The sequence below is a fragment of the Bacillus sp. N12A5 genome (assembly GCF_026790125.1).
In the GTDB taxonomy this organism is placed as follows: Bacteria; Bacillota; Bacilli; order Bacillales; family Bacillaceae; genus Bacillus.
On the sequence record NZ_JALAMR010000007.1, the window covers coordinates 54,456 to 78,334 of the forward strand.

The 23,879-nt window shown below is 45.6% G+C and carries 22 protein-coding genes; 6 read left to right on the forward strand and 16 right to left on the reverse strand.

Annotation, left to right across the window (positions count from 1 at the left end):
- The first annotated feature begins 20 nt into the window (after window positions 1–20).
- Window positions 21–350 carry a YnfA family protein gene (locus MOC09_RS08325; protein ID WP_268360457.1) on the forward strand — a complete coding sequence of 110 codons (330 nt, stop codon included), beginning with the start codon at window positions 21–23 and terminating at the stop codon, window positions 348–350.
- A 35-nt stretch (window positions 351–385) separates the two neighbouring features.
- On the opposite strand, the gene MOC09_RS08330 is transcribed toward MOC09_RS08325, so the two are convergent.
- From MOC09_RS08330 to MOC09_RS08385, 12 genes are all read right to left on the reverse strand, one after another.
- Window positions 386–565 carry a small acid-soluble spore protein H gene (locus MOC09_RS08330; protein ID WP_024573066.1) on the reverse strand — a complete coding sequence of 60 codons (180 nt, stop codon included), beginning with the start codon at window positions 563–565 and terminating at the stop codon, window positions 386–388.
- Between the two features lie 52 nt (window positions 566–617).
- A complete protein-coding gene (locus MOC09_RS08335; protein WP_268360456.1) occupies window positions 618–2,435 on the reverse strand; it encodes a sigma-54-dependent Fis family transcriptional regulator in 1,818 nt (605 codons plus the stop codon).
- A gap of 117 nt (window positions 2,436–2,552) precedes the next feature.
- Window positions 2,553–3,929 carry an acetoin dehydrogenase complex dihydrolipoyl dehydrogenase gene (gene acoL, locus MOC09_RS08340; RefSeq protein WP_268360455.1) on the reverse strand — a complete coding sequence of 459 codons (1,377 nt, stop codon included), beginning with the start codon at window positions 3,927–3,929 and terminating at the stop codon, window positions 2,553–2,555.
- A 19-nt stretch (window positions 3,930–3,948) separates the two neighbouring features.
- Complete coding sequence (locus MOC09_RS08345; protein WP_268360454.1) at window positions 3,949–5,145, reverse strand: dihydrolipoamide acetyltransferase family protein; 1,197 nt, start codon at window positions 5,143–5,145, stop codon at window positions 3,949–3,951.
- Window positions 5,146–5,158: 13 nt separating this feature from the next.
- Window positions 5,159–6,187 (reverse strand): acetoin:2,6-dichlorophenolindophenol oxidoreductase subunit beta, encoded by a 1,029-nt coding sequence (gene acoB / locus MOC09_RS08350; protein WP_268370174.1) that lies wholly within the window; start codon window positions 6,185–6,187, stop codon window positions 5,159–5,161.
- Between the two features lies 1 nt (window position 6,188).
- The gene (acoA, locus tag MOC09_RS08355; protein ID WP_268360452.1) at window positions 6,189–7,190 is read right to left on the reverse strand and encodes an acetoin:2,6-dichlorophenolindophenol oxidoreductase subunit alpha; all 1,002 of its coding nucleotides are present in this window, start codon (window positions 7,188–7,190) and stop codon (window positions 6,189–6,191) included.
- A 227-nt stretch (window positions 7,191–7,417) separates the two neighbouring features.
- Window positions 7,418–8,107: a hypothetical protein gene (locus MOC09_RS08360; protein WP_268370176.1), complete on the reverse strand. Its 690-nt coding sequence runs from the start codon at window positions 8,105–8,107 to the stop codon at window positions 7,418–7,420.
- A gap of 29 nt (window positions 8,108–8,136) precedes the next feature.
- Window positions 8,137–8,589 (reverse strand): DUF6884 domain-containing protein, encoded by a 453-nt coding sequence (locus MOC09_RS08365; RefSeq protein WP_268370178.1) that lies wholly within the window; start codon window positions 8,587–8,589, stop codon window positions 8,137–8,139.
- Window positions 8,590–9,048: 459 nt separating this feature from the next.
- Window positions 9,049–10,827 carry an ABC transporter ATP-binding protein gene (locus MOC09_RS08370; protein ID WP_268360920.1) on the reverse strand — a complete coding sequence of 593 codons (1,779 nt, stop codon included), beginning with the start codon at window positions 10,825–10,827 and terminating at the stop codon, window positions 9,049–9,051.
- A gap of 781 nt (window positions 10,828–11,608) precedes the next feature.
- Window positions 11,609–12,586, reverse strand: coding sequence for a tRNA dihydrouridine synthase (locus MOC09_RS08375; RefSeq protein ID WP_268370335.1), 978 nt, complete (start codon window positions 12,584–12,586; stop codon window positions 11,609–11,611).
- Window positions 12,587–12,959: 373 nt separating this feature from the next.
- Entirely contained in the window at window positions 12,960–14,360 is a 1,401-nt protein-coding gene (gene rlmD, locus MOC09_RS08380; RefSeq protein WP_268370180.1) for a 23S rRNA (uracil(1939)-C(5))-methyltransferase RlmD, read from the reverse strand.
- A gap of 113 nt (window positions 14,361–14,473) precedes the next feature.
- Window positions 14,474–15,337 (reverse strand): DNA-3-methyladenine glycosylase family protein, encoded by an 864-nt coding sequence (locus tag MOC09_RS08385; RefSeq protein ID WP_268370182.1) that lies wholly within the window; start codon window positions 15,335–15,337, stop codon window positions 14,474–14,476.
- A 116-nt stretch (window positions 15,338–15,453) separates the two neighbouring features.
- Between MOC09_RS08385 and corA the strand changes: the two genes are divergently transcribed.
- Both corA and MOC09_RS08395 read left to right on the forward strand, forming a co-directional pair.
- Complete coding sequence (corA, locus tag MOC09_RS08390) at window positions 15,454–16,413, forward strand: magnesium/cobalt transporter CorA (RefSeq protein ID WP_268360924.1); 960 nt, start codon at window positions 15,454–15,456, stop codon at window positions 16,411–16,413.
- Between the two features lie 83 nt (window positions 16,414–16,496).
- Window positions 16,497–17,357 (forward strand): NAD(P)-dependent oxidoreductase, encoded by an 861-nt coding sequence (locus tag MOC09_RS08395; protein ID WP_268360926.1) that lies wholly within the window; start codon window positions 16,497–16,499, stop codon window positions 17,355–17,357.
- 38 nt (window positions 17,358–17,395) lie between these two features.
- Here MOC09_RS08395 and pdaA read toward each other — a convergent pair whose 3' ends face one another.
- Window positions 17,396–18,187: a delta-lactam-biosynthetic de-N-acetylase gene (pdaA, locus tag MOC09_RS08400; RefSeq protein ID WP_268360928.1), complete on the reverse strand. Its 792-nt coding sequence runs from the start codon at window positions 18,185–18,187 to the stop codon at window positions 17,396–17,398.
- 99 nt (window positions 18,188–18,286) lie between these two features.
- Window positions 18,287–18,472, reverse strand: a complete 186-nt coding sequence (locus MOC09_RS08405; protein ID WP_003239829.1) for an SE1561 family protein — start codon at window positions 18,470–18,472, stop codon at window positions 18,287–18,289.
- A gap of 145 nt (window positions 18,473–18,617) precedes the next feature.
- On the opposite strand from MOC09_RS08405, the gene yfkAB reads away from it, so the two are divergent.
- Window positions 18,618–19,739: a radical SAM/CxCxxxxC motif protein YfkAB gene (yfkAB, locus tag MOC09_RS08410; protein WP_268360930.1), complete on the forward strand. Its 1,122-nt coding sequence runs from the start codon at window positions 18,618–18,620 to the stop codon at window positions 19,737–19,739.
- Entirely contained in the window at window positions 19,740–20,582 is an 843-nt protein-coding gene (mscC, locus tag MOC09_RS08415) for a mechanosensitive ion channel protein MscC (protein ID WP_268360932.1), read from the forward strand.
- Window positions 20,583–20,617: 35 nt separating this feature from the next.
- Here mscC and MOC09_RS08420 read toward each other — a convergent pair whose 3' ends face one another.
- On the reverse strand, window positions 20,618–21,412 hold the full coding sequence (locus tag MOC09_RS08420; protein ID WP_268360934.1) for a YfkD famly protein: 795 nt from the start codon (window positions 21,410–21,412) through the stop codon (window positions 20,618–20,620).
- Window positions 21,413–21,482: 70 nt separating this feature from the next.
- On the reverse strand, window positions 21,483–22,538 hold the full coding sequence (gene cax / locus MOC09_RS08425; RefSeq protein ID WP_268360935.1) for a calcium/proton exchanger: 1,056 nt from the start codon (window positions 22,536–22,538) through the stop codon (window positions 21,483–21,485).
- Between the two features lie 167 nt (window positions 22,539–22,705).
- On the opposite strand from cax, the gene MOC09_RS08430 reads away from it, so the two are divergent.
- Window positions 22,706–23,879 (forward strand): MFS transporter (locus MOC09_RS08430; protein WP_268370185.1); only part of this gene is annotated, 1,174 nt, incomplete at its 3' end.

Consider the following 23,879-nt stretch of genomic DNA (forward strand, 5'->3'; position numbering starts at 1 on the left):
AAGCAACTTGAGGAGTGCGCGTGATGCTGATTACCATTCTTTTATTTCTCGCGGCGGGGCTTGCCGAAATTGGCGGCGGGTATTTGGTTTGGCTGTGGCTGAGAGAGGCAAAGCCAGTCGGCTATGGGATCGCCGGAGCGCTGATCCTTGTTGTCTATGGCATTCTTCCGACGCTTCAGTCCTTTCCTTCCTTCGGCCGTGTATATGCCGCTTATGGCGGGGTATTCATCGTGCTTGCGGTCCTGTGGGGATGGCTTGTTGACCGAAAAACACCTGATCTGTATGACTGGGTCGGTGCATTCATTTGTCTCATCGGCGTCTGCGTCATCTTATTTGCGCCGCGCGGATAACAAAATGGCCAGCTTATGAAGCGGGCCATTTTTGTTTAATCCTCTTTTAAGTTAGTCAGCTGCACTTCATGCTCCTCTTGCGGTTCGTCAAGCGGATAAATTCTTGCTGTTCCAGTTTCTTCATTTACGTGCTGAATGTAAATAGGAACGCCGTTATATGTTACTTTCTTCATGTCGGGAGATTCTACAATTTCTTTCGCCCTTTGAATATTCATAGCAACACCCTCCTTCATACATAATGTTTCCATTTCCCGAAGGAAGTATGCTTTATGATTCAGCGGACAAATTGAATTTTTTCAGGCGTTTGTAGAAAGTGCTGCGGGGTATCCCGCTGATTTTGGCTGCTTGAGAGACGTTTCCTTTTGCAGATTCGAGCGCTTTGATGATGATATCTTTTTGGATTTTCTCACGAAGAGTCAGCGCGCCGGCAGCAGCCGGCTTTTTTTCTGCCGGGCTGACCGGCAGTCCGGCAGCCTCCAGTAAAGCGGTAAGCGGCTCATCTCTCAGCCTGCCGTCCGGAAATCTGATAGAAAGACGTTCAAACACATTAAACAGCTCGCGAATATTTCCCGGCCACCTCCATTGCTTCAGCACCTCCAAAAAAGCAGGAGGAAGTTCTCCGGGCCAATGATGTTTCTGTTTGTAGTACTGAAAAAGATCCGGAATATCTTCGGGGCGTTCGCGTAAAGGAGGAAGTTCGACCGGATAGACATGCAGGCGGTAAAACAAGTCCTCTCTGATTTTGCCGCTTTCGGCAAGCTCGCGCAAATCACAATGCGTGGCGGCAATGACTCTGATATCAACCGGAATTTCTTTCGTCCCGCCAACCGGCGTAATCTTGCGTTCCTGAAGCACCCGTAAAAGCGCAACCTGCATCGAGTGGGAAATTTCTCCGATCTCATCTAAAAATAAGGTGCCTTGATTGGCTTTTTGGAAGGCGCCTTTGTAGCCGCTTCGTTTCGCTCCCGTAAAAGCGCCCTCCGCATAGCCGAACAGCTCGCTTTCAATCAAATCAGACGGGATCGCTCCGCAATTGACAGCAATAAACGGGCCGTGCCGCCGCCCGCTGTTCTCATGAAGCGCACGTGCCGCGACTTCCTTTCCCGTTCCAGTTTCACCCGACAGACAGACCGTGGCATCCGCTGCAGCTGCTCGTTGAAGGCTCTTCAGCATCGCTTGCGATCTGCCGCTTTTCCCGATGACTCCATTGAATCGAAACGCCGTCTTTTTCTCTTGTTCCGAGAGATAAAAACAAGTGCCGCCATCCCCCATAGTGACGGCTTTTTCGATTGAAAAGCCCCTTTCCTTCAATTCATACAGGTGCCTTCCCTGCCAATCCGGCATTGAGGTTCGAATTGCTTCACTCGCGCTGATGATATGCTGTTTGGTATTGCAGAGCACCATTGGCACACGGGATGCAGCCCTATCCCCAAAACGGCTGATCAGCTCCAGCTCTTTCTCACGGCTTTTAGCTGCCAGTTCCCGTTCCGCGGCATAGGCAATCGCTGTTGCAATACCGAGCATATGAGGATGCGCGCCTGCTGCCGGACACGATATGTCAATCACACCCGCTAGACTGCCATCCTCATGGTGAATCGGAGCGGCTGAGCAGTTCCATTGATGGGAAGCAATTGAATAATGCTCTGATCCTTGTATCGCAACCGGCTCGCTAATGTGAAGCGCCGTGCCAATCGCATTTGTTCCGACAGCCGTTTCCGTCCAGCATGCGCCTTCAACAAAGTTGATGCATTTGGCTTCATAAAGTGCACGGGGATGTCCGTCCAATGCCAAAACAACGCCGTCTGAATCAATTAACAGCGCCATCATTTCCATTTCTTTTATGGCAGGCAGCAGTTTTTCAAGGTAAGGCTTTGCGGTCGTCAGGAAAAATGAATGCTTTTTTGACTGCTGATCCAGCTCGGTTTGCTGTAAAACCTTTGGGCCTTTTTCTAAATAAGGATTGACCTCAGCTTTTTTGCAGCGATGCCATGACTCGGCGATCCGTTTTCTTAAACGGGCTTCGTCAAGCACACCGTCTTTCACAAAACGTTTCCAGGTTTGCAAATCGTTTGGGACCGAATTCATCTCCTTGATCGCTCCTCCCTTACACGCCGTTTTCATCTATTGTAGGGGAAAAATAAAGCGCTTTCAACAATAAAAAAAGCAGACGCCGTATATTCCCTGCGCCTGCTTTTTTCCTTGTTACGCATGCACTGCAAGCCCGATCGTGCTTAACAGCGCCTCGTGCAATGTTTCCGACAGTGTCGGATGGGCGGCAATAAAGTGCTCCGCCATGTCAGCCGTCATCTCGCTATTCATAATCGCAGCCGCTTGGCCGATGAGCTCGGTCACATCCGGTCCAATCATCGAGACACCGACGATTTCGCCGAATTCCGGTTCGGCCACGATTTTGACCTTTCCTTCTGCTTGCTGTTTAATGAGCGCCTTGCCGTTTGCGGAAAAAGGAAATTCGCCAATCTTCACATCCCCGTATATGCTTCTTGCCTGTTGTTCTGTCATTCCGATACACGCGATTTCCGGTGATGTATAGATGCAGCGCGGTACATGTTTCTCATTGATTTTGACATCCCTGCCGGAAGCGTGAGAGGCAGCGATGATGCCCTCATGGAAAGCTGCATGCGCCAGCTGAATGCCTCCGATTGCGTCCCCGCATGCATAAATATGAGGAATGTTTGTCTGCATGTGGTCGTTCACCGGAATGCCTTTTGGGGAAAAATCAACTCCAGCCTGCTCCAGCTGTAATCCGTCAAGACGGGGTTTTCTGCCGATCGCGACCAGCACATAATCGGCCTTCGTTTTAAACTCCCGCTGCCCGCTTTTCCAAATGGCCGTTTTGTCCGCTTGATCCACCCGTTCTAACCGGGATGAGGTATGCACTTCAACACCGTCTTCCTCAAGCTTTTCCTGAAAGAGACGGGCAATATCTTCATCTTCAGCCGGAATCAGCTGGCCGGCTGCTTCAATGATGGTCACCCTCGATCCCAGTCTGGCAAACAGCCCGGCGTACTCGCAGCCAATGACACCCCCGCCAACAATGACAAGTGATGACGGAATTTCAGAAAGAGAAAGCGCATCCTTGCTGTCGATGATCCATTCGCCGTCAAACGGGGCAAATGGGAGCTCGATCGGCTCTGATCCGGAGGCAATCAATACTTGGTCCGCCTCTCTGATTTCTTTTCCGTTTTCTCCTTCAATTAAGAGCTTTCTGTCAGAAAGAAAGGAAGCCGTCCCTTTCACAGCCTGTATTTGATTTTTCTTCATTAGGTACTGAACGCCTTGGACAAGCTGTCTGACTACCTGTTGTTTTCGATCCTGCATTTTGCCCCAATCAATCGAGATTGCACCGGGCGGAAGCTCAATCCCAAAGCGGTCGGCATGCTTGATTTTATCAAGAACGTTTGCGCTTTCTAACAAAGACTTCGTCGGGATGCAGCCTTCGTTCAGGCAGGTTCCCCCAAGGCGGCCTTTGTCAATCAGCAGCACGTTTCTGCCCTGCTGTGCCGCGGAGACTGCAGCCGCATAGCCTGCAGGCCCGCCGCCGATAATGGCTAGTGTCATGTCGTTTTCACCTGCTTTCCTATAAAATTAATGCTGCCGGTTCTTCTAAATATGTTTTTATCGCCTTTAGAAAGGCGGCGGCAGGGGCGCCGTCACAGACTCTGTGATCAAATGTCAGGCTGAGCGGCAGGATCGTGCTTTTGACAATTTCTTCCCCTTGATACACCGGCGTATCATAGCTTGCTCCGATGCCAAGAATGCCTGTTTCCGGCGGATTTAATATCGGCGTGAAATGCTCCACTCCGAAAGCGCCAAGATTTGTAATGGAGAAGGTTGATCCTTGCAGTTCTTCACTTCCCGCGCGTCCCTCGCGTGCTTTGTTGGCTTTTTCTGAGATGGAGTGAGCCAGTTCGATCAGCGATTGCTTTTCAGCATGGCGGATGACTGGCACCACTAAGCCATTTTCCAAGGCCACAGCCATACCAAGGTGCACATGGGGATGTGTGATGATGCGCTCATTTTGATAAACGCTGTTCAGTACAGGATGAGCTTGCAGGGCGAGAACGGCGGCTTTTGAGATAAAATGAGTGATCGTCAGCTTTGTGCCGTACCGTTCTTCAGCAGTCGGCGAAAGCTGTTTTTGAAGAGCGGCAAGTTTAGTGATATCAGCCTTCATTGTAATCGTCAGCTGCGCACTGTTTGCCAGGCTTTCCTGCATTCTGGCTGCGATGACTTTTCTCATGCCTGTCACTGGGGTTTCCTGCGCTTTCTGCTCAGAAACCGGCTCTGCCCGATCTTTTTTCGGTTCAGCCAGCGCCTTTGTGACGTCGTCCTTCACGATTCGCCCGCCTGGTCCAGTACCCTTCAGCTGTTTCAGGTCTAATCCCGCTTTTTCTGCTATTTTCCTGGCGACTGGAGATATTTTGATCCGTTCTTTTTTAGCGGCTGCGGGTTTGTTGTTTTGTTTGATGGGCTGGACGGCTGGCGATGCGCTGTTTTCTGCAGCAGGCGCGTCCACCTCTTCCTGCACCGATTCATTGGCTTCCCCGATGTAGCAGATCGCTGTTCCGGGCGGAACCTCTTCTCCCTCTTTCACTTTGATATCGATCAGCGTTCCATTTTCGGGCGCCTCGATGTCCATTTCAATTTTCTCCGATTGAATGCTGGCAATGCTTTCTCCTTTTTCAACCGGGTCGCCTACTTTTTTATTCCATATTGATACTTCCCCTTGTTTCATGGCCATTCCCAATTTTGGCATCACTACTTTTACCGCCATTTGTGTCCCCCCTTTAATTCATTGCCGGCTCGCCAAGCAATTCAAGCGTGACGCTGACTATTTGATCTGGTGTCGGCAAATATTGATCTTCAAGCACCGGCGAGAACGGAACTGGTGTATGCGGTGCCGTAATCCGTTTAATCGGCGCATCAAGCAAATCAAAGCCCTTGTCTGCAACAATCGCAGCAATATCCGTGGCAATGCTGCAGCGCGGATTGGCTTCATCAATGATGATCAATCGGTTTGTTTTTTCCAACGACCTAAAAATGGCTTCTTCATCCAGAGGAGACAGACTGCGGGGATCCAGCACCTCGGCTTCGATGCCTTTTTCTGAAAGCTGTGCAGCCGCTTCAAGTGCGGTATTGACCTGCTTGCCGACCGCAAACAGCGTGATATCGCTCCCTTCGCGTTTGATGTCCGCCTTTCCGAGCGGGATTGTATAATAATCTTCCGGCACCTCGCCTTTCATGTTGTAGGACGTTTTGTCTTCAAAAAAGAACACCGGATCATTGTCTTCTATTGCCGCCAGCAGGAGGCCTTTGGCGTCATACGGATTGGACGGAACAACCGTCTTCAGACCCGGGATGCTGGTGAAAAGGCCGTACAGCGCCTGTGAGTGCTGAGCAGCTGCCCGGAATCCCGCTCCGTACGTGGTGCGGACTGTAATCGGCACTTGCGCTTTTCCGCCGAACATATAACGGAATTTCGCCCCTTGGTTGATCACCTGGTCAAAGCATGTGCCGATAAAATCATTAAACATCAGCTCGGCAATCGGTCTCAGCCCGGTGGATGCCGCAGCCATTGCCGCACCCATATAGCCCGCCTCAGAAATCGGTGTGTCCAGCACTCTTGTACGCCCGAATTCCTGTACAAGCCCCTTTGTGACCCCTAATACGCCGCCCCAAGCCTCATCATCCTGCAAATGATCGACCGCTGCTCCCCCGGCGACATCCTCACCGATCAACAGCACATTTTCGTCTCTTCTCATCGCAAGCTTCATCGCTTCATTGATCGCGTCTGACATGCTTATGACTCTGGCCATCTCACATTCCCCCTTTTTCATATGACACGTAGACGTCTGTCAGCAGCTCTGATTCTTTTGGATATGGACTGTCTTCACTAAACGAAACGGCTTTTTCAATCGATTCGCTGACACGCTGTTCAATGGCTGACAGCTTATTGGCATCTGTTTCGTTTAACAGGTAGTTTTTAAAGCCTTGAATGGCATCCTTTTCTTCAAGGTGCTCAACTCTTTCATCCTTCGTTTTATAGGTCTGGGCATCCCCTTCGAAATGTCCGTAGTTTCTGTAGGTCATACATTCAATCAAAGATGGGCCTCCGCCGTTTCTTGCTCTTTCTATCGCTTCCTCGGCTGCCTGGTAAACTGCTAAAATATCTTTTCCGTCAACTGTGACCCCCGGCATATTATAGGCAGCAGCCCGGTCGGCGATTGAATCACAGGCTGACGCGTACTCAAATGGGGTAGCTTCGCCGTAGCCGTTGTTTTCAGCAACAAATACGACAGGAAGGTTCCATACTGCCGCTAGGTTCAGCCCTTCATGGAAGGTGCCTTGGTTATTTGCTCCGTCTCCAAAAAAACAAACGCTTACATTTTTAGTTTGTTTATATTTAGCGGTGAGCGCTGATCCGCATGCGAGTGTAAATCCGCCCCCGACAATTCCATTTGCCCCTAGCATGCCTTTATCGAGATCGGCAATGTGCATAGAGCCGCCCTTGCCTTTGCACAATCCGGTCGCTTTCCCGAAAATTTCCGCCATCATGCCGTCCAGATCACAGCCCTTGGCAATACAATGGCCATGTCCCCTGTGCGTGCTTGTAATGCTGTCGCCATCATGTAAATGAGCGCACACACCTACAGCCACCGCTTCCTCACCGGCATACAAATGGACGAATCCGGGAAGCACTCCCTGTGCGAACAGCTCATGCACTTTGTCTTCAAAGCCCCTGATTTCCAGCATCTTTTGGTACATCCACAGCGCTTTCTCCTCAGTTAATGACAAGCCTTCTCGTTTTAACAATTCCATTTTGTGTGCCTCCTTCTATTTAGGGTTCACATTTATAAATGCAAGAAGTGTGCCAGCCTTTTCGGCCCGTAAAATCAATCTTTCCATTTTCATACTGGAGACAGTTTGAGACAGGTGTCTCATTTTGTCTCGATTTGTTCCATTTGTCTCGTTTTATGGCAATAAAAAAAGACCGGACATCTGGTCTTCTGACAATGATCGACGTATTTATTTCCTCGGAAATCTCTTTAAATGCCTAATTCTTCTGCATCGTTTGGCTGAATAGCTGTTTTTGGGAGAAAATCTATTGAATATTTGACATAACCGATACCGCCGTCACCGTCCTTCTGCATACAGTCTATCGTGCCGTTTAAATATGTATATCCCTTTTCATTAAGCGTTTTTCTGACCGTTTCCGCCATCTTTGCAGCATCTGTTTTTGATAATCCGCTGGCATCTAACTGAATCGTCATGTTCATAGACACTTTTTCAGCCAGCTGCTTGTTCCATTTTGTATCTAATGTAAACTCTCCGTTTTCGATACTCAAAACAGCATCAGCCTTTATGACTCGCGGAACCGCTTTTTTCAGGTCTGCTTCGATTGCCTTCGATGCTTCTTCATTTACATGTTTTGCTACTGATTCGGTGTACGCTTCTTCAATTCCATCGCACGTTACTTTAGGATGGAGAAATCCCTTCGTACACATTGGATAATGATGAGATTGGGTGTTTGCTTGGAATACATATTCAGAGGTTTTAGCGTTATATACCCCATTCGTGATCTTGATTTCTTTTTTTGGATAGGTTTCCTTCACATAAGAGGTAAGTTTCTGCTCAGCAGCATTTTTCGAAAATGGATCACCGAACCATACATGATAGATATATAGTCCGCACCCGAATACCGCCATGGCAAGCAAGCCAAACACAAGTTTTTTCATGTTCACCCTCTTTTCTTCATATATACGTGCTACAATTCTTGCTTTTCTTCAACAGCCCGGTTCAGCGCTTGAAGCATGTAGCCAATGCCTTTGTACGATGACAGCGGCCAGCTGATATGCTGATGCTCTCCGATGACAGCGTTTAGGACGCTTCGATATTTTTTCCCGCCAAGCATGACTAGCTCTTCGATATCTGAAAAGCCCTTTTCGTAAAATTGGCGGTGCAGGTTCTCAGCAGTCATGATCTCCGGATGACCGGTGCCAAAAGTCACATCGTAATTTTCCGATACGATATCATCAGGGCGAAGGAATCCGTGCTTCGCCGATAAAATGACCCACTCATCGAAAAATGCTTTCGCATACCGCTCGCATGCCTGATGAAACGGGCTGAGATAAGCGTTCTCCGCCCTTACTGGCCCGGCATCAGGCTGGACATCCCAAATTTTTTTCTTCCCGCAGGGGATGATGCATAGTCGTTTCATTTTCCTCTCCCCCTTTATAATGTATCAATGTACCATTATTTCTTATTCCTGCATGACTAAACAAGAGAAGAGAGGTTTCGCTACCTCAACAGCTTCATTGTAACCCTCTCACAGCAGTTGATACTTTAGCAGAATGTCCTCCTGAATATCGAACTTTTATGATGATACGGTACGGCCGATAAGCATATACGTTTCCTTATTGCTCCTGAACTCTTTTGATCAGTAGCTTGCGTCTTCACTTCATCTTGAGCCTGTTTGGATGGCCTTTTAGAGAAGAAAAACCTCTTTAGCTGGATGTTCCACCTCAAGTAGTTTTTTCTTTAAAAAGTCGTATATGGATATTATCATATTTACGGCTATTTTCATCCTATGTTAATTCAAGTAAAAGATAGATGTATAAAAAAATTAGGCAGCCATACACCAATAGAATTTGGTAACATAGCAGCCTAATTGAGTATATTAACTTGACCCTATATTATTAGTTTGTTCGTTTAACTTACATAGTACATCATTGCCTCGATCCATTTGTTCTCTAATTACTCTTACATAATAATCATTTCTCTTGATTAATTCTTCGTGTGTTCCAATATCTTCTAACTGTCCATCTTTAATCACAGCAATTTTATCGGCACCTTTTACAGTGGAAAGTCTGTGAGCTATGATAATAAACCCCATATCCCCTCTCAACTGAGAAACTGCTTTAATTAATTCCTGTTCTGTATCACTGTCAACATTGGAAGTATACTCATCTAACAAAACGAATGAACTTTTCCTTAAAAAGGCTCTAGCAATTGCTATTCTTTGTTTTTGCCCTCCAGATAGATAACTACCGTAGTCACCAATATCCGAATCATATCCATCGTCTAATTTCATTATAAATTCGTGAGCACTCGCTTGTTTTGCAGCAAATATGACTTCTTCGTCTGTTGCATTTGGATTTGCATATTTGATATTATCCTTTATTGTCCCGTCAAACAAAGATGTATCTTGAGAAACAAGGCTAAACCCTTTTCGCCAAATTTGTGGAGGAATATTTTTATAAGAAACGTTATCAATTAGCATGTTGCCTGAGTCTGGTTCATAGAATCTCTCAAGCAAATTGATAATTGTTGATTTCCCCGCACCACTCTCACCAATCAATGCTAGTACTTCCCCACGACAAACATTTAAAGATAGATTAGATACAACATTTTCCTTCTTATTGTAAGAAAAATTAACATTTTCTAGCCTGATTTCACTAAAAGGAAATCTCATTTTTCTATCATTCTCTGTTATGCTCTCTTCTTCTTTTTCCATCAATATTTCAAACACTTGTTTTAAGGAACCTTTCGCTTCATGATAAGAGCCAATGTTCATCCCAATTCCCGCTACGTGAACAATAACCTGGAATAAGTATAATACAAAAGCAACCAACGTACCCATTGTAAGGTCTCCAGAACCTAAACGCCAGAAACCAAATCCAACAACTATAACAACGATCACAAAACCAATTACACTCAATAAAGGATAGATTACGGAATCTATAATCGCTTCTCTAATACTCAATTGATACATATTAGAAAAAAAGTTCTTTCCTTTAGCTTGTTCATCCGCTTCCCTACCATAAGCCTTCACAATTTTAAAATTCCTAAGTATTTGTGAAGAAAACACGGTAACCTCTGATAATTTTTCTTGCCGACTATAATTAATATGCTCTATTCTTTTAAAAAGCGGTAAAACTAGAACAAAAGTTAACGGAACAAGCACAATGACTAATATAGTTAACCAAAAATCAGTTAACATTAAAACTATAATGGCTCCAATCACAGAGATAATAGCCATCACAAAATCTATTAGGTCTTTTGTTAAGATAGATGAAATTAACGTGGCATCTTCAGTTAGCCGACTAACTAAAGACTCCGACTTATTTTTTTGGAAATATGAAACAGGCAGTTTTAATATTTTGCTCCATAAAATTTCCCTTAATAAATATACTACTTTTTCTTCTGTAAACTTTATAATAGAGGAGGCAACTGTAGAAGATACACTATCTGCTATTAACAATCCTACAACAAGGGCAACTAACGTCCAATCTATAACTTGATTTGAAAATTGATCAACAAACTCCTTTACAATCATTGGAGAAACCAAACCAATAGCAGCACTTAACAACGATAAAATGAACGCTATCATCAAAGCGATTCTGCTTTTCACTGGTAAAGTATATTTTATAACTTCTACAATTGTTTTTTTAGACATATGATGTATTCCCCCATGCAGGTTAGTCATAGATATAGTATAGATTTTTTATTTAATTATATCAAATACAGAAATAACACTTTATGTAATTACTTTTTCTTCTTTTTCTTTTTCTTCTTATCAGGAACTTTTTTTGTTACTTTTCTCTCAACCTTAAGGAAACCTAAACTAACTTTAATAACTGTTTCTACTACCTTTGCCATAAACTATCCTTCCCCTTTTATACTTCTACACTATAATCTATGACCAACACCTAGTAAATGTTAGCATAATATATTAAAAATGTAAATATAATTCCTTTTTTCTGATACTTTATCTCTAAAATAAATTATATTCCTTATTAAGAGATTATTTTACATTAATTCATAGTTACTAATATATTTGTCTATAACGTCCCTTTTATGAAACTAAAACATTTTGTCAATAAGTCAAAACAAGATGTTATTTATACTTGTAGATCTAAAGGTCAGTAACAAATAAATCGTTTAGATAAAAAAGTTCCACTACTAAATGATGGACTCTTCAACAGTATATTTTCCGCCCCTTCATTTTCCTTACTGACTGTCACTGGCTTAATTTATTTTGCCTTTTCCCTCGATATAAAGTCTAGATCTCGGAAGTAGGAAAAGGAATACCAAAAGCCCAGACAGATCAAGGACTGCAATGAAAAGAACCCGGAAATCGGAATTGTTTATTTTACCGAACATCCAGGTTTATTTGAGTCAAGAATTGTGTGAAAATCCCTTTATTTTGTTAGCCTTTTTTGAATCAAGCACTGCTGTTACTCTATCCCATCAAGATACTTTCTCTCAAAGTCGTCGAGCAATGCACGCACTTCATCTGTTGACTTTGTGTTCATGCATTGATTTCTTAAGTCACTTGCCCCTCTGAATCCGCGGAGATAAATCTTGAAAAAGCGAGGAAGAGGCTTGTACGGACGCGCTTCTAATGCTGAATATTTATCATGAAGATCCAGATGCAGCCTTAAGAGATCAAGCAATTCCTTGCTGCTATGCTCTTTTGGCTCCTTTTCAAAGGCAAATGGATTTGTAAAGATACCGCGCCCAATCATAATCCCATCAACACCGTATTGTTCAGCAAGTTTCAAGCCGGTTTGGCGGTCAGGGATATCCCCGTTGATTGTCAACAGTGTATCTGGTGCCACCTCGTCACGAAGTTTTTTAATCTCAGGTATTAGCTCCCAATGCGCATCTACTTTGCTCATTTCTGCTCTTGTACGCAAATGAATAGAAAGATTGGCAATATCCTGTTTCAAAATGTGTGTCAGCCAGTCGCGCCATTCGTCTACATCTGTATATCCAAGCCTTGTCTTCACGCTTACAGGCAATCCCCCTGCTTTTGCAGCTTGTATTAATTCTGCCGCAACACCGGGACGGCAAATAAGGCCGCTTCCCTTTCCATTCCCCGCCACATTAGGCACAGGGCAGCCCATATTGATATCTAGTCCTTTAAATCCTAACTCTGCCATGCCAATGCTCATTTTACGGAAGTTTTCAGGCTTATCTCCCCATATATGGGCTACCATTGGCTGTTCATCCTCTGTAAAAGTCAAACGGCCGCGCACGCTATCCTTTCCATCCGGGTGACAATAGCTCTCTGAGTTTGTAAACTCTGTAAAAAATACATCCGGTCTGCCTGCTTCACTTACTACATGCCGGAAAACAACATCTGTCACATCTTCCATTGGTGCCAGTACAAAAAATGGCCGTGGTAATTCACGCCAGAAATTATCTGTCATCATACATTCAAATCCTTTCATTATGGGATATTTCAAAACCTTTATCCCAACATTAACAAGCTGACCATACTTCTTTTACACTTATAGCATGCTTCAGCAGTTCTTATCAAACGATAGTAAATTTTGAACATTTATATCTTTACACACATAAAAAATTGACACAGTAAATCAAGTAAGAAAAAGCAGTTTGAGTCTTAGGGTTAGGTACACGAGCCAGTTTTCTAGTGTTGTTTCTGAAAATTTTCTTACAATAGCTGGAATACGCCGCATCCTTGTTTCCTGAGTCACTACCCAAATAAAACGCAAGGAAAAGACCCGAAAATCGGAATTGTTTATTTTACCGAGGTCCAGGCCTGATTAGAAGCTGTTTATTTTAGTTAGACGATTTCAATACAAGCTTGGCCACCGCTTCAACATGCGCTGTCTGCGGAAACATATCCATAGGCTGAATATATTCCACGCGATAGTCCTTTGACAGCGCCTGCAAATCCTTCGCAAGCGTGGATGGGTTGCAGGAAACGTAGACAAAGCGTTTCGGTTTGACTTTTTTGATCGTGTCCAGGAACGTGCTGTCACAGCCGGTTCTTGGCGGGTCCACGATGACGACGTCAGGTCGGAAGCCTTCTTTCGTCCATTTCGGGAGCCAGTGCTCGGCTGTTCCTGTTACGTATGTGGCATTTGTCATGCCGTGTTTTTTGGCGTTTTTCTTGGCATCGTCAATTGATTCCTTGATAACGTCCATGCCGCGGACTTCCTTCGCTCCGTCCGCAACCCACATGCCGATGGTGCCGACGCCGCAATACGCATCAACGACTTTTTCTTTTCCGGTCAGCTGTGCCGCTTTTTTCACTTCATCATACAGCTTGACGGTCTGTTCCGGATTGAGCTGGAAGAAGGCGCGGGCGCTCAATTCAAAGGATACGTCTCCGAGCACCTCTTGGATCACTGTTTTTCCGGCGAGCGGTTTTGTTTTCTCACCAAAAATCACAGAGGTTTTCGCTCCGTTTACATTTTGGATAATGGATTTGACCTCTGGCAGGCGCTTTTGGATCGCTTTGACGATTTCTTCCTTGTGGGGAAGCGTTTCTTTTGCTGTTACAAGCACGACCTGCACTTCGCCTGTTTCAAAGCCGACTCTCGTCACTATCGTGCGGACGTCGCCTTTTCGTTTTCTTTCATTATAAACAGACACATTGAAGTCCTCTAAAATGCGGCGGACGATGCCTGTTGTTTTATTAGTTGCCGGATGCTGAACAATGCAGTCTTTAATCGGCACAATGTCATGAGAATCAAGGCCGTATAAGCCGGCGATAATGCTGCCGCTTTGCGAGTGCCCGATCTGGAATTGGCTTTTGTTGCGGTAATTCCACGGATTGTCCATGCCGATTGTTTCTCTGATGTCCATATTCTCTATTTTAAACTTCGTGTGACGCTCAAGCGACTGAATGACGATGTCTCGTTTTTCCCGAAGCTGCTGGCTGTATGCAAGGTGCTGAAGCTGGCAGCCGCCGCATTGTTCGTATACAGGACAAGGCGGTGCCACGCGGTGCTCCGACGCCTTGCGGATTTTTTTAATGCGGCCCTCCGAAAACTTCGGCTGAACCTTTGTGGCCTGCACGACAACCTCTTCACCAGGAAGCGCGCCGGGCACAAAGACGACTTTTTTCTTAAAATAGCCGACACCTTCTCCGTTAATGCCGAGACGCTTAATCGTCAGCGGAAAGGTTTGTCCGACCTTCAGTTCGACGGGCGCCTGTTTCTTTTGTTGGTTCACGTTGTTCTCTCCGTTTCTATATGAAGCTTTCTGCAGATGGCAGAAAGTGAAATGGTTTTTTCACATCTTTCTAGTATAACACGTTTGCAGGATTTCCTTCATTGTCAGACGAATTATTCTATACTTCTCCACAAATACAAAGACGCATAGCTTAAATAAGGCTCCCACTCCTTGCTCATCGCCAGCATGACGTCCTTTGCCGGTTTATCGTCCAGCTGAAAATGGCGTTTGATCGCGTTCTGGAGTCCGATATCGGCAAGCGGGAATAAATTAGGGCGTCCAAGCCCGAACATGAGGACGTTTTGCACGGTCCACGGGCCGATGCCCCTGATTTTGACCAGTTTCTTCATAATGTCTTCATCCGTCATATGCGGCAGCTCTGACAAGCTGAGTGTGCCTTCGGCGATCATCCTTGATGTATCAATGGCGTATTCCGCTTTTCTCATGCTGAACTGCAGATCGCGCAAATCCTGATAATCTAGTTCCGCAATCGTTTCCGGCTTTGGATAGCACCACACGCCGTCCTTCTGCTCGCCAAACGCATGGACAAACCGTTCTGTCAGCGTGTAAGCGAAGGAAAGATTGAGCTGCTGGTGGATGATGCATTTCATGATGCAATTGTACACGCTGTAGTCCAGTACAAGCGGCGTGCCCGCATGCTCTTCAAAAATGGCTGACAGACTCGTTTTCGAAAAATGATCGAGAACGTGCTGCAAATCATGTTCCCATTGAAAAATCCGTTTGATTTCCTGCATCATCTCTTCCTGATCCGCTTCTCCGCTGACGAGAAACTCAGGTTCATCCGCATGGCCTAACGCCTGTACCTTTACAATACACACGTCCCCCGCCCGGTTTCTGATCGGCACGCGGATTTCCCGTGCTTCTTTATCAGCTGCATTAAGAGGGTCTAAAGACAGTCTGTCCAGCACGCGGTCAAAATGGTACGGAGGCGTAACAGCTACGTTTTCCTTCCACATGCCATTCACCCTTTTTTCGTTTTTTGTTCAGTATAACACGCCGCTGAAAATAGGCAGAACACCGTATACTTTTCTCATAAAGGCCACATGATATAATGGCAGGTGGAGGGTTGTTTATGATCAACATTACGGCAATTACAACAGAGCATCAGCTGCTGAAAAATATACCGATCGAACGAGTGGAACAGCCTGATATTGCGTGGTACTGGGTTGATTTTTACGGCCCGGAGGATACGGAAACGGCGTTATTGAGAGATTTTTTTCATTTTCACCCGCTTGCCATTGAGGATTGCTTCCAGCATATGCAGCGGCCGAAGCTTGACCATTATGACGGCTATCGGTTTTACGTGATTCATGCGCTGAATAAGGAAACGCTGGAGACGGAGGAAGTCGATATCTTTCAAGGCGACAAATTTGTCGTCACCTTTCATTTACACGAAACGCCCGGTATTGCCAAAGTCCGGGAGCGTTTGTATGCTTCACCGGACATATTTAAAAAAGGCCCTGGGCACATTTCTTATATGATCATGGATCAGCTTGTTGATGAATATTTTCCTCTCGTATACAAAATTGAAGACCGGCTGAACGAAATTGAAGAGAGCCGTCCCCATAAAACCTATGGAACGCTAATGAACGAGGTATTTGATCTCAGGACAGATCTTTTGCATTTGAGACGGACGATTATTCCGATGCGTGATTTGCTCTACCGGATTTTAAGCCTTGACCATGTGAAAGAGCAGCGCGAAACGAAAGCCTACTTCAGCGACATATACGATCATTTGTTAAAATTATCTGAGATTGTGGAATCCAACCGTGACATGACGTCCGACTTGCGTGACAGCTACGTGACACTGAACTCAAATCGGATGAACGCGATTATGATGACACTGACGATCGTATCGACTATTTTCATCCCGCTTACCTTTATCGCCGGCGTATATGGCATGAACTTCGACAACATGCCGGAGCTGCATTGGGAATACGGGTATTTCGCCGTGCTTGGCCTGATGGCTGCACTTGTGATCGGGATGCTGATATGGTTTGTACATAAAGGATGGTTCAATATATTTAAATGAGGACAGCGTGAAGCTGTTCTTTTTTTGTTGGCATATCATGTTCTTTTGTTTATAATGGAAAAAATATTCAGGGAGTGATCAGATTGAAAATTGCTGTCATCGGACTTGGCAATATGGGGCAGCCCATTGCCCGAAATGTGCTTCAAGCAGGCTACGAATTGACTGTATATAACCGGACGAAACAAAAGGCAGAGGAACTAGCATCAGAAGGCGCGCAGGCAGCTGACACACCGCGACAGGCGGCAGAATCCGCCGATATTGTGATCACGATGCTTTCGGATGACGATTCTGTCAGTGCTGTGACATTCGGAGAGGACGGGCTGATTAAAGGATTAGCGGAGAACGGCATTCACATCTCGATGAGCACGATCAGTGTTGAGTTCTCAGAAAAGCTCGCCGCAGCTCATGCAGAAAAAGGACAATCCTTCCTCTCCGCTCCTGTGCTCGGCAGACCGGATGCCGCCGCCAAAGCTGCGCTCCGCATCATAACAGCCGGACCGGCGGAAGCGAAGCAAACAGCCAAGCCTCTGCTCGACAGCCTGAGCCAGCAGGTATTTGATGTCGGCGAAGAAAGCAAGACAGCAAATGCGGCCAAAATCAGCATCAATTTCCTGCTTGTGTCCATGTTGGAGGCGTTATCTGAATCATTCTTACTGATGGAGAAATACGGTTTAGAACAAAAACAATTTTTAGAAATTGCCAGCGCGCTCTTTGGCTCTCCAGTCTATCAAAATTACGGAACCATCATGGCCGAGGAGAAATTTGAGCCGGCCGGTTTCAAAATGTCTTTAGGGCTGAAAGATACCAATCTGGCACTCGCCGCCGCAGAACAAGTCGCTGCAAACCTTCCTCTTGCCGAGCTGGCCAAGAGCCATTTTGAAAGCGGGATTGAACAAGGCTTCGGAGATCTGGATTGGGCCGCACTAATTAAATGTATAAAATAATGAGAAAAGCCTCTCCGTTTTAAGGAGAGGCTTTCTTTTTACAAAGACGGCAGCTTCATCTCTTTCTCAAACATCAAATCATCAAGGCTTTTAAATGTGTAGCCCTGTTTTTTCAGATCTGTAATCGCATCATCCAGTGCTTCGGCATTGTCTCTTGATACAGTGTGAAGCAGGTAAATAGCTCCTGGATGCGCCTGCTTGATCATATGATCGTAGGCATATTTCTTTCCCTTCTGATTGTTGATTTTCCAATCGACAAAAGCGACTGACCAGAAAACGGTTTGATAGCCGAGGCGCTTTGTTTCTTTCAGCACGTATTCACTGAACACGCCGCGCGGCGGGCGCAAATACAAGTTATCCTGCTTTCCCGTAATTTTATAGACCTCTTCGTTGACGGAATCAAGCTCGTCCTGGATCTGATCAGCTGTTTTTGTGGTCAAATCCGGATGGTGAAAGGAATGGTTGCCGATAATATGGCCTTCATCTGACATACGCTTGATCAGCTGGGGCTGATCCTTCACAAAATGTCCAGTGACAAAAAATGTTCCTGTTACGCGATGTTTTTTTAAGACATCAAGCACCTTTGGCGTATAGCCATTTTCATAGCCGTTATCAAACGTTAAATAAATTGTTTTTTCCTTTGTATTCCCTAAATAAAACGCGTCATATTTATCAATTAAGCTGTTCAGCTGCTTCCCGGCATCAGGCGGCTGATGATTGACACTGCGTTTAAAGCCCCAATTGATTGGCTCATTCGGCACCGCTCCCGCCTGTGCTGCACCGCCGGCAAGCAAAACGGCGGCGCAGCATATTGAACACATCCACTTCATGGCCAGCGCTCCTTCTGCATTTTTTCTTATTTTACAGAAAGGCGCTTCGTTTTATACTGACGCTTTATGCCAATAGAAAAAACCGCGGCGTGCGCGGTTTTATTCCCAATCTTTTTTAAAGCGTTCGTATTTGGCTTCAAGGTCATCAAGCATGCTGATGAGCCTGTCTATATCTTCAACGTCGGTTGCTTCAGGGTCTAATGAATCGATGACGTTCATAAACATATCAAGTCTGTTTTTTAAATAATCTAGCTGCTGGTCCTTATTGTTTACTGCGTTCCCCATTCTGCTCCTCCATTCATTTTTTATTATGGTAGCTCATTTTTTGCCCTTTTTCAATTGCTTCGCTACTTGCGAACTTGTCAAATCAGGTCTAAAATTAACTGTTGGCAGCGTTAGTATGCCCCATTTATAAAGGAGTTAGATAGTCATGACACAAAACACGAAGCTGCGTCCGATCACACCCGAGTTTGACCCTTGGGAAGCCTATATGGATGTTGACCAGTATGGAGACATGCAGCTGACAAACGTTGAATTTACAACGACGACACTGTGCAATATGAGATGTGAGCATTGCGCTGTAGGCTATACATTGCAGCCTAAAGACCCGAATGCTCTGCCAATAGATCTTTTGTTAAAACGACTGGAGGAAATTCCGCGCCTGCGGTCCATCAGCATTACAGGCGGAGAGCCGATGCTTTCGCTAAAATCAGTAAAGGAATACGTCGTTCCATTATTAAAATATGCACACGAGCGGGGCGTACGAACGCAGATTAATTCAAACCTGACCCTCGACATTGAACGATACGAATGGATCATTCCGTATCTTGATGTGCTACATATTTCTCATAACTGGGGTACAGTTGAGGATTTCGCTGAAATTGGCTTTGCCATGATGGACAGAAAACCAACCTTCGAGCAGCGCGCACGTTATTTTGAAAAAATGATCGAAAACAGCCGCACGCTCGTAGAGGCCGGAGTGATGGTATCTGCGGAAACAATGCTGAATAAACGCACACTTCCACATATTGAGCATATTCACCGCCAAATCACAGAAGATATGAAATGTCAGCGCCACGAAGTCCATCCGATGTATCCGAGCGATTTCGCAAGCGCTCTTGATTCTCTCAGCCTGAAAGAGATGAGACAGGCCATTCACCGCTTGCTGGATATTCGCGACGAAAAGACGTGGATGCTGTTCGGGACACTGCCGTTTTATGCCTGCAGCCCGGATGAAGAAGATCAAAAGCTGCTTCGCCGGCTTCGCGCGGCGAAAAATGTTACGGTGAGAAATGACCCTGACGGGCGTTCCCGCCTGAATGTGAACATTTTCGACGGAAACATTATCGTGACCGATTTCGGTGATACACCGCCGCTTGGCAATATTCAAACGGACAGCCTCCCTTCCGCCTATGAAAAATGGAGAGAGACGAAGCTTGCAAAAGAGCTGAATTGCCATTGCCCGAATGTCCGATGCTTGGGGCCGAATGTGCTCGTCAAAAACAGTTATTATCAAGATACAGATTTCACAAAACGTCAAGCCAGGAGTTAGATGCGGATGGAAGAAACCCTTACGGAGATTTTTCAAAATAAAATCGTTGATATTCTCCTCGTTGCCGTTATCCTTTGGATTGGTGTTTTTATCATCAACCGGCTGGTACAGCTATTTTTTAAACGGACGGATTTCATTGAAGAAAGAAAAGAAAAAACAATTGAAAGCTTGGTTCGTTCTGTCACCCAGTATACGGCGACGATTGGTTTTATCTTTTACGTTATATCTTTATTTGTGCATGATTTCGGCAAAATTTTAGCCGGGGCAGGCGTGGCCGGTATCGTCATTGGTTTTGGCGCCCAATCGCTGATTAAAGATGTGCTGGCAGGTGTGTTCTTAATTTATGAACGCCAGCTGCACAAAGGCGATTATGTCACCGTCAACAATTTGTTTAACGGTACTGTAGAGGAAATCGGCCTTCGCTCACTGCAGATCCGGGAATGGAGCGGGAAGCTGCTCACCATCAGCAACGGTGAGGTCAGACAGATAGAGAACTATAATATTGATTTTATGCGGATTACCGAATCCTTTCTCATTAGCTTTAAGGAAGATCCGGACCGCGTGTACAGCGTATTGGAAGAAGCATGTGACATGCTGAATGAAGAGCTTCAGGATTCATTGAAGCGCGATGAATTCGGCAATCCGACAGAACCGTTTCAAATCCACGGGATCACCGCATTAAATAAAATCAACCGCGGCGTTGAATTTACTGTAAAAGGCATGGTGAAAGATGATGATTATTTCAGCGCCAGCCTTGCAGCAAGACGGGTTCTCGTTCGCCAGCTGTACCAAAACAATGTGCAAATGCTTGAGGAAGCGGTCAGAATCGAGAGAACGCAATAAAAAAACTGATTCCGAGTTGGAATCAGTTTTTTTATTTATCTTGGCTGCGAGGAAAGCTGAAAGCCAAACGTGACGTGATCTTGAACCGGAATCCAGGCGCCGATTCCCTGTGATGTGACATTCTTCACGACAAGTTTTCGTTTATTCCCCTTCAGCACTAAGTACACTTCTCCGTAAGTCACTTTTCCTTTTTCATTCACAGCCGGTGCATATGCGTTTAGATAACCTAATTTTTTAGGAGCTACTTTATAAATTTGATCCCGTTTCGTGCCCGCTCCGACGACCGTTTCAAATGCCAGCGGAAGATTCGTTTTCTTCATCGCTTTCAGCATCATCATGCTTCTGACATCTTCGGCATTTGGAACCTTAGCTGTGAGTCCGCCCTTCACTTTGTACTGCTGTTCCTGGGCATAATGCATTTCAGCCGTTTCTTTCCCGCCGCGGTTATCCGCACGGTTTGTATTGATTTTTTTATATTCCCAGTTCGCGACTGTTTCATTTGATTCATAGCCGAGCGCCCATTTCCCGAGAAATATTGTCGCCCGATAGCCAACCGCAAGCGGTGTGCCGGATATGTTGGACTCATTCAGCATTTTGATAAGGTGCGGGTTTTCAATCTTCACCTCAGAATGATCGAGCAATTCCTTTGCCAGTTTACTCGGCTGAAGCATCGGCTGATCCTGTGAAGCATTTGGATACGTGTTTTCCTTCGAAATGCTTGCTACAGAATTAGGAACCTTAAACTGCTTTTTCGCGTGGATAGGCTGAACGCCGAAAAAACTAAAGAATAACAACACAATAAGTGTGGAATGAAATAGCTTTTTCATCATATCACTCTTTCTATGGCATTTTCCCTTAGTCTTTTCATCCCGCATTGTTGTTATCCATCATTTTTTCAGGTTAAAGCAGGAAAAAGCCGATCGCCATAATGATATAGGCGGCAAGCAGGGTTGCTCCTTCAAACCAGTTGGAATCGCCGTCATTCGAAATGGCGATCATTAAGAGAACGGCTGATACCATCGCAACAAGCTCCGGCAGTGTAAAGACAAGCGGCATGCTTACCGGGAAAAAGATGGAACAAATGACGAGAACCGGCGCGACAAACATAGCAATCTGCAGCGTCGAGCCGACTGCGATTTCAACTGCAATATCCATTTTATTTTTGTAGGCCATAATAATCGCGGACGCGTGCTCCGCGGCATTACCGACAATCGCAACGATAATGACCCCGATAAACAGCTCGCTCCATCCGAACTGCTCTGCCACCGAGTGAAAGGTGTGGACCAGGTTTTCGGATATGTATGCCACGGCAATCGTTGCTGCAAACAAAACAATTGTGGCAATCTTCCCTGACCATTCCGGCTCCTCCTCTTCCACATGCTGGGCGGCATTGTTCGGCTGATATACACCGCGGTGCGTGACGAGTTTAAAGTACAGAGCCGCTACATACAACAGAATCAAAATGATGCTGATTCCAATGCTTAAATTGAGCTTGCTGACGTCGCCCATACCAACGGAAAATACCTCCGGAATGACAAAAGCGACAATGATGGCAAAAATCAAAAGTCCTGAATTATGGCGGGCATCATGGATGTTAAATTCCTGACGCTTATATTTTAAACCGCCGACAAAAAATGATAGGCCCGCGACCAGCAGCAGGTTCCCCAGCACTGACCCGGTTAAAGAGGCAAGCACGATCCCGGTCAAACCTTCCTTTAATGCAAAAATGGAAATGATCAGCTCAACCGCATTTCCGAATGTCGCGTTCAACAATCCGCCGATTCGCGGGCCGGCAATGATGGACAGCGCTTCCGTCGCTCTCCCCATATAGCTCGCAAGGGCGATAATCGTTACACAATAGACGGCAAAAAGAATGGCAGAAGGCCAATGCATGAAACTGCCGATCACAGAAAGCGGTATCCCCGCTGCTACTAAAATAAAAAAGATACGATTCATGGTGAGTTAACTCCTTTTGTATGACTTGTTTTATTTTTATTCTTCACAAAAATCATCATGATTACACGAGGTCAAATGTTTACTGTGATATAGGCTTTTTTCAGGTTGCCTGGTTTTGGAAATCGTTGTACGATCAACATAGATTCCATATAAGGAGAACAAACACGATGTCACGATTTCATTTTTTTATCCTTGTCTTGCTCGTTTCCATTTCCGGATTTTCACAAGGCATGCTGCTGCCTGTCATCTCGATTATTTTTGAAACAAATGGGGAATCGGCTGCCATCAACGGCCTGCACGCGACCGGACTGTATATCGGCGTGCTTTTGGCTTCGCCGTTTATGGAAGCGCCGCTCAGAAAGCTCGGATTCAAGCCGCTGATTGTTATTGGCGGAAGCATTGTGATTGTAAGCTTGTTCGGATTTATTTGGCTTCAGTCCGTTTGGATCTGGTTCCTGCTTCGTCTGTTCATCGGAATCGGCGACCACATGCTTCATTTTTCTACACAAACGTGGGTGACCTCCATGTCAACAAAACAAAACCGCGGAAGAAATCTGTCTGTTTACGGGCTTTCCTTCGGCCTTGGTTTTGCTGCGGGCCCGTTCATGGTTCCGTTTGTCAAGCTGAGCCCGGCGCTTCCTTTTATCGTGTCCGGCTGCTTCAGCCTGTTTGCATGGCTTTTTGTTTTCTTTCTACAAAATGCATACCCGGAAACTAGTCCTTACGAAACCAAATCAGACAATAGTTTCAGGCGGTTTTATCAAGCCATGCTGTTTGGATGGGTTGCCTTTATGCCTACATTTGGCTATGGCTTTCTGGAGACGGCGCTAAACGGAAGCTTTCCTGTATACGCGCTCCGGCTGGGGATCTCAGTAGATGCGGTGGCACTGATCCTTCCAGCATTTGCGATTGGAAGCATTATTTTTCAGTTTCCGCTCGGCATCCTCAGCGATAAATACGGGCGGCGGAATGTGCTGCTTGTCATTTTACTGACAGGGGCGCTCTGCTTTTTCATCGCCGGCGTATTCCCTTTGCCTTTCGTCATCGGCTGCTGCTTTTTTATCGCGGGAATGGCAGTCGGATCAACCTTTACACTTGGCATCAGCTATATGACAGATCTTCTTCCGCCGCACCTGCTGCCGGCGGGGAACCTGCTTTGCGGCATTACATTCAGTCTCGGCAGCATTCTTGGCCCGATTGCCGGAGGCTGGTATATGCAGACATTTGAAAGCGCAAACTTATTTTATTTCATTACGCTCACGCTTAGCGTTGTGTGGCTGGCCCTTGTGCTGGGTAAACCGAAAAGCTGGTCGCCGGCTGAAACCTATTCTTCATCTTCCT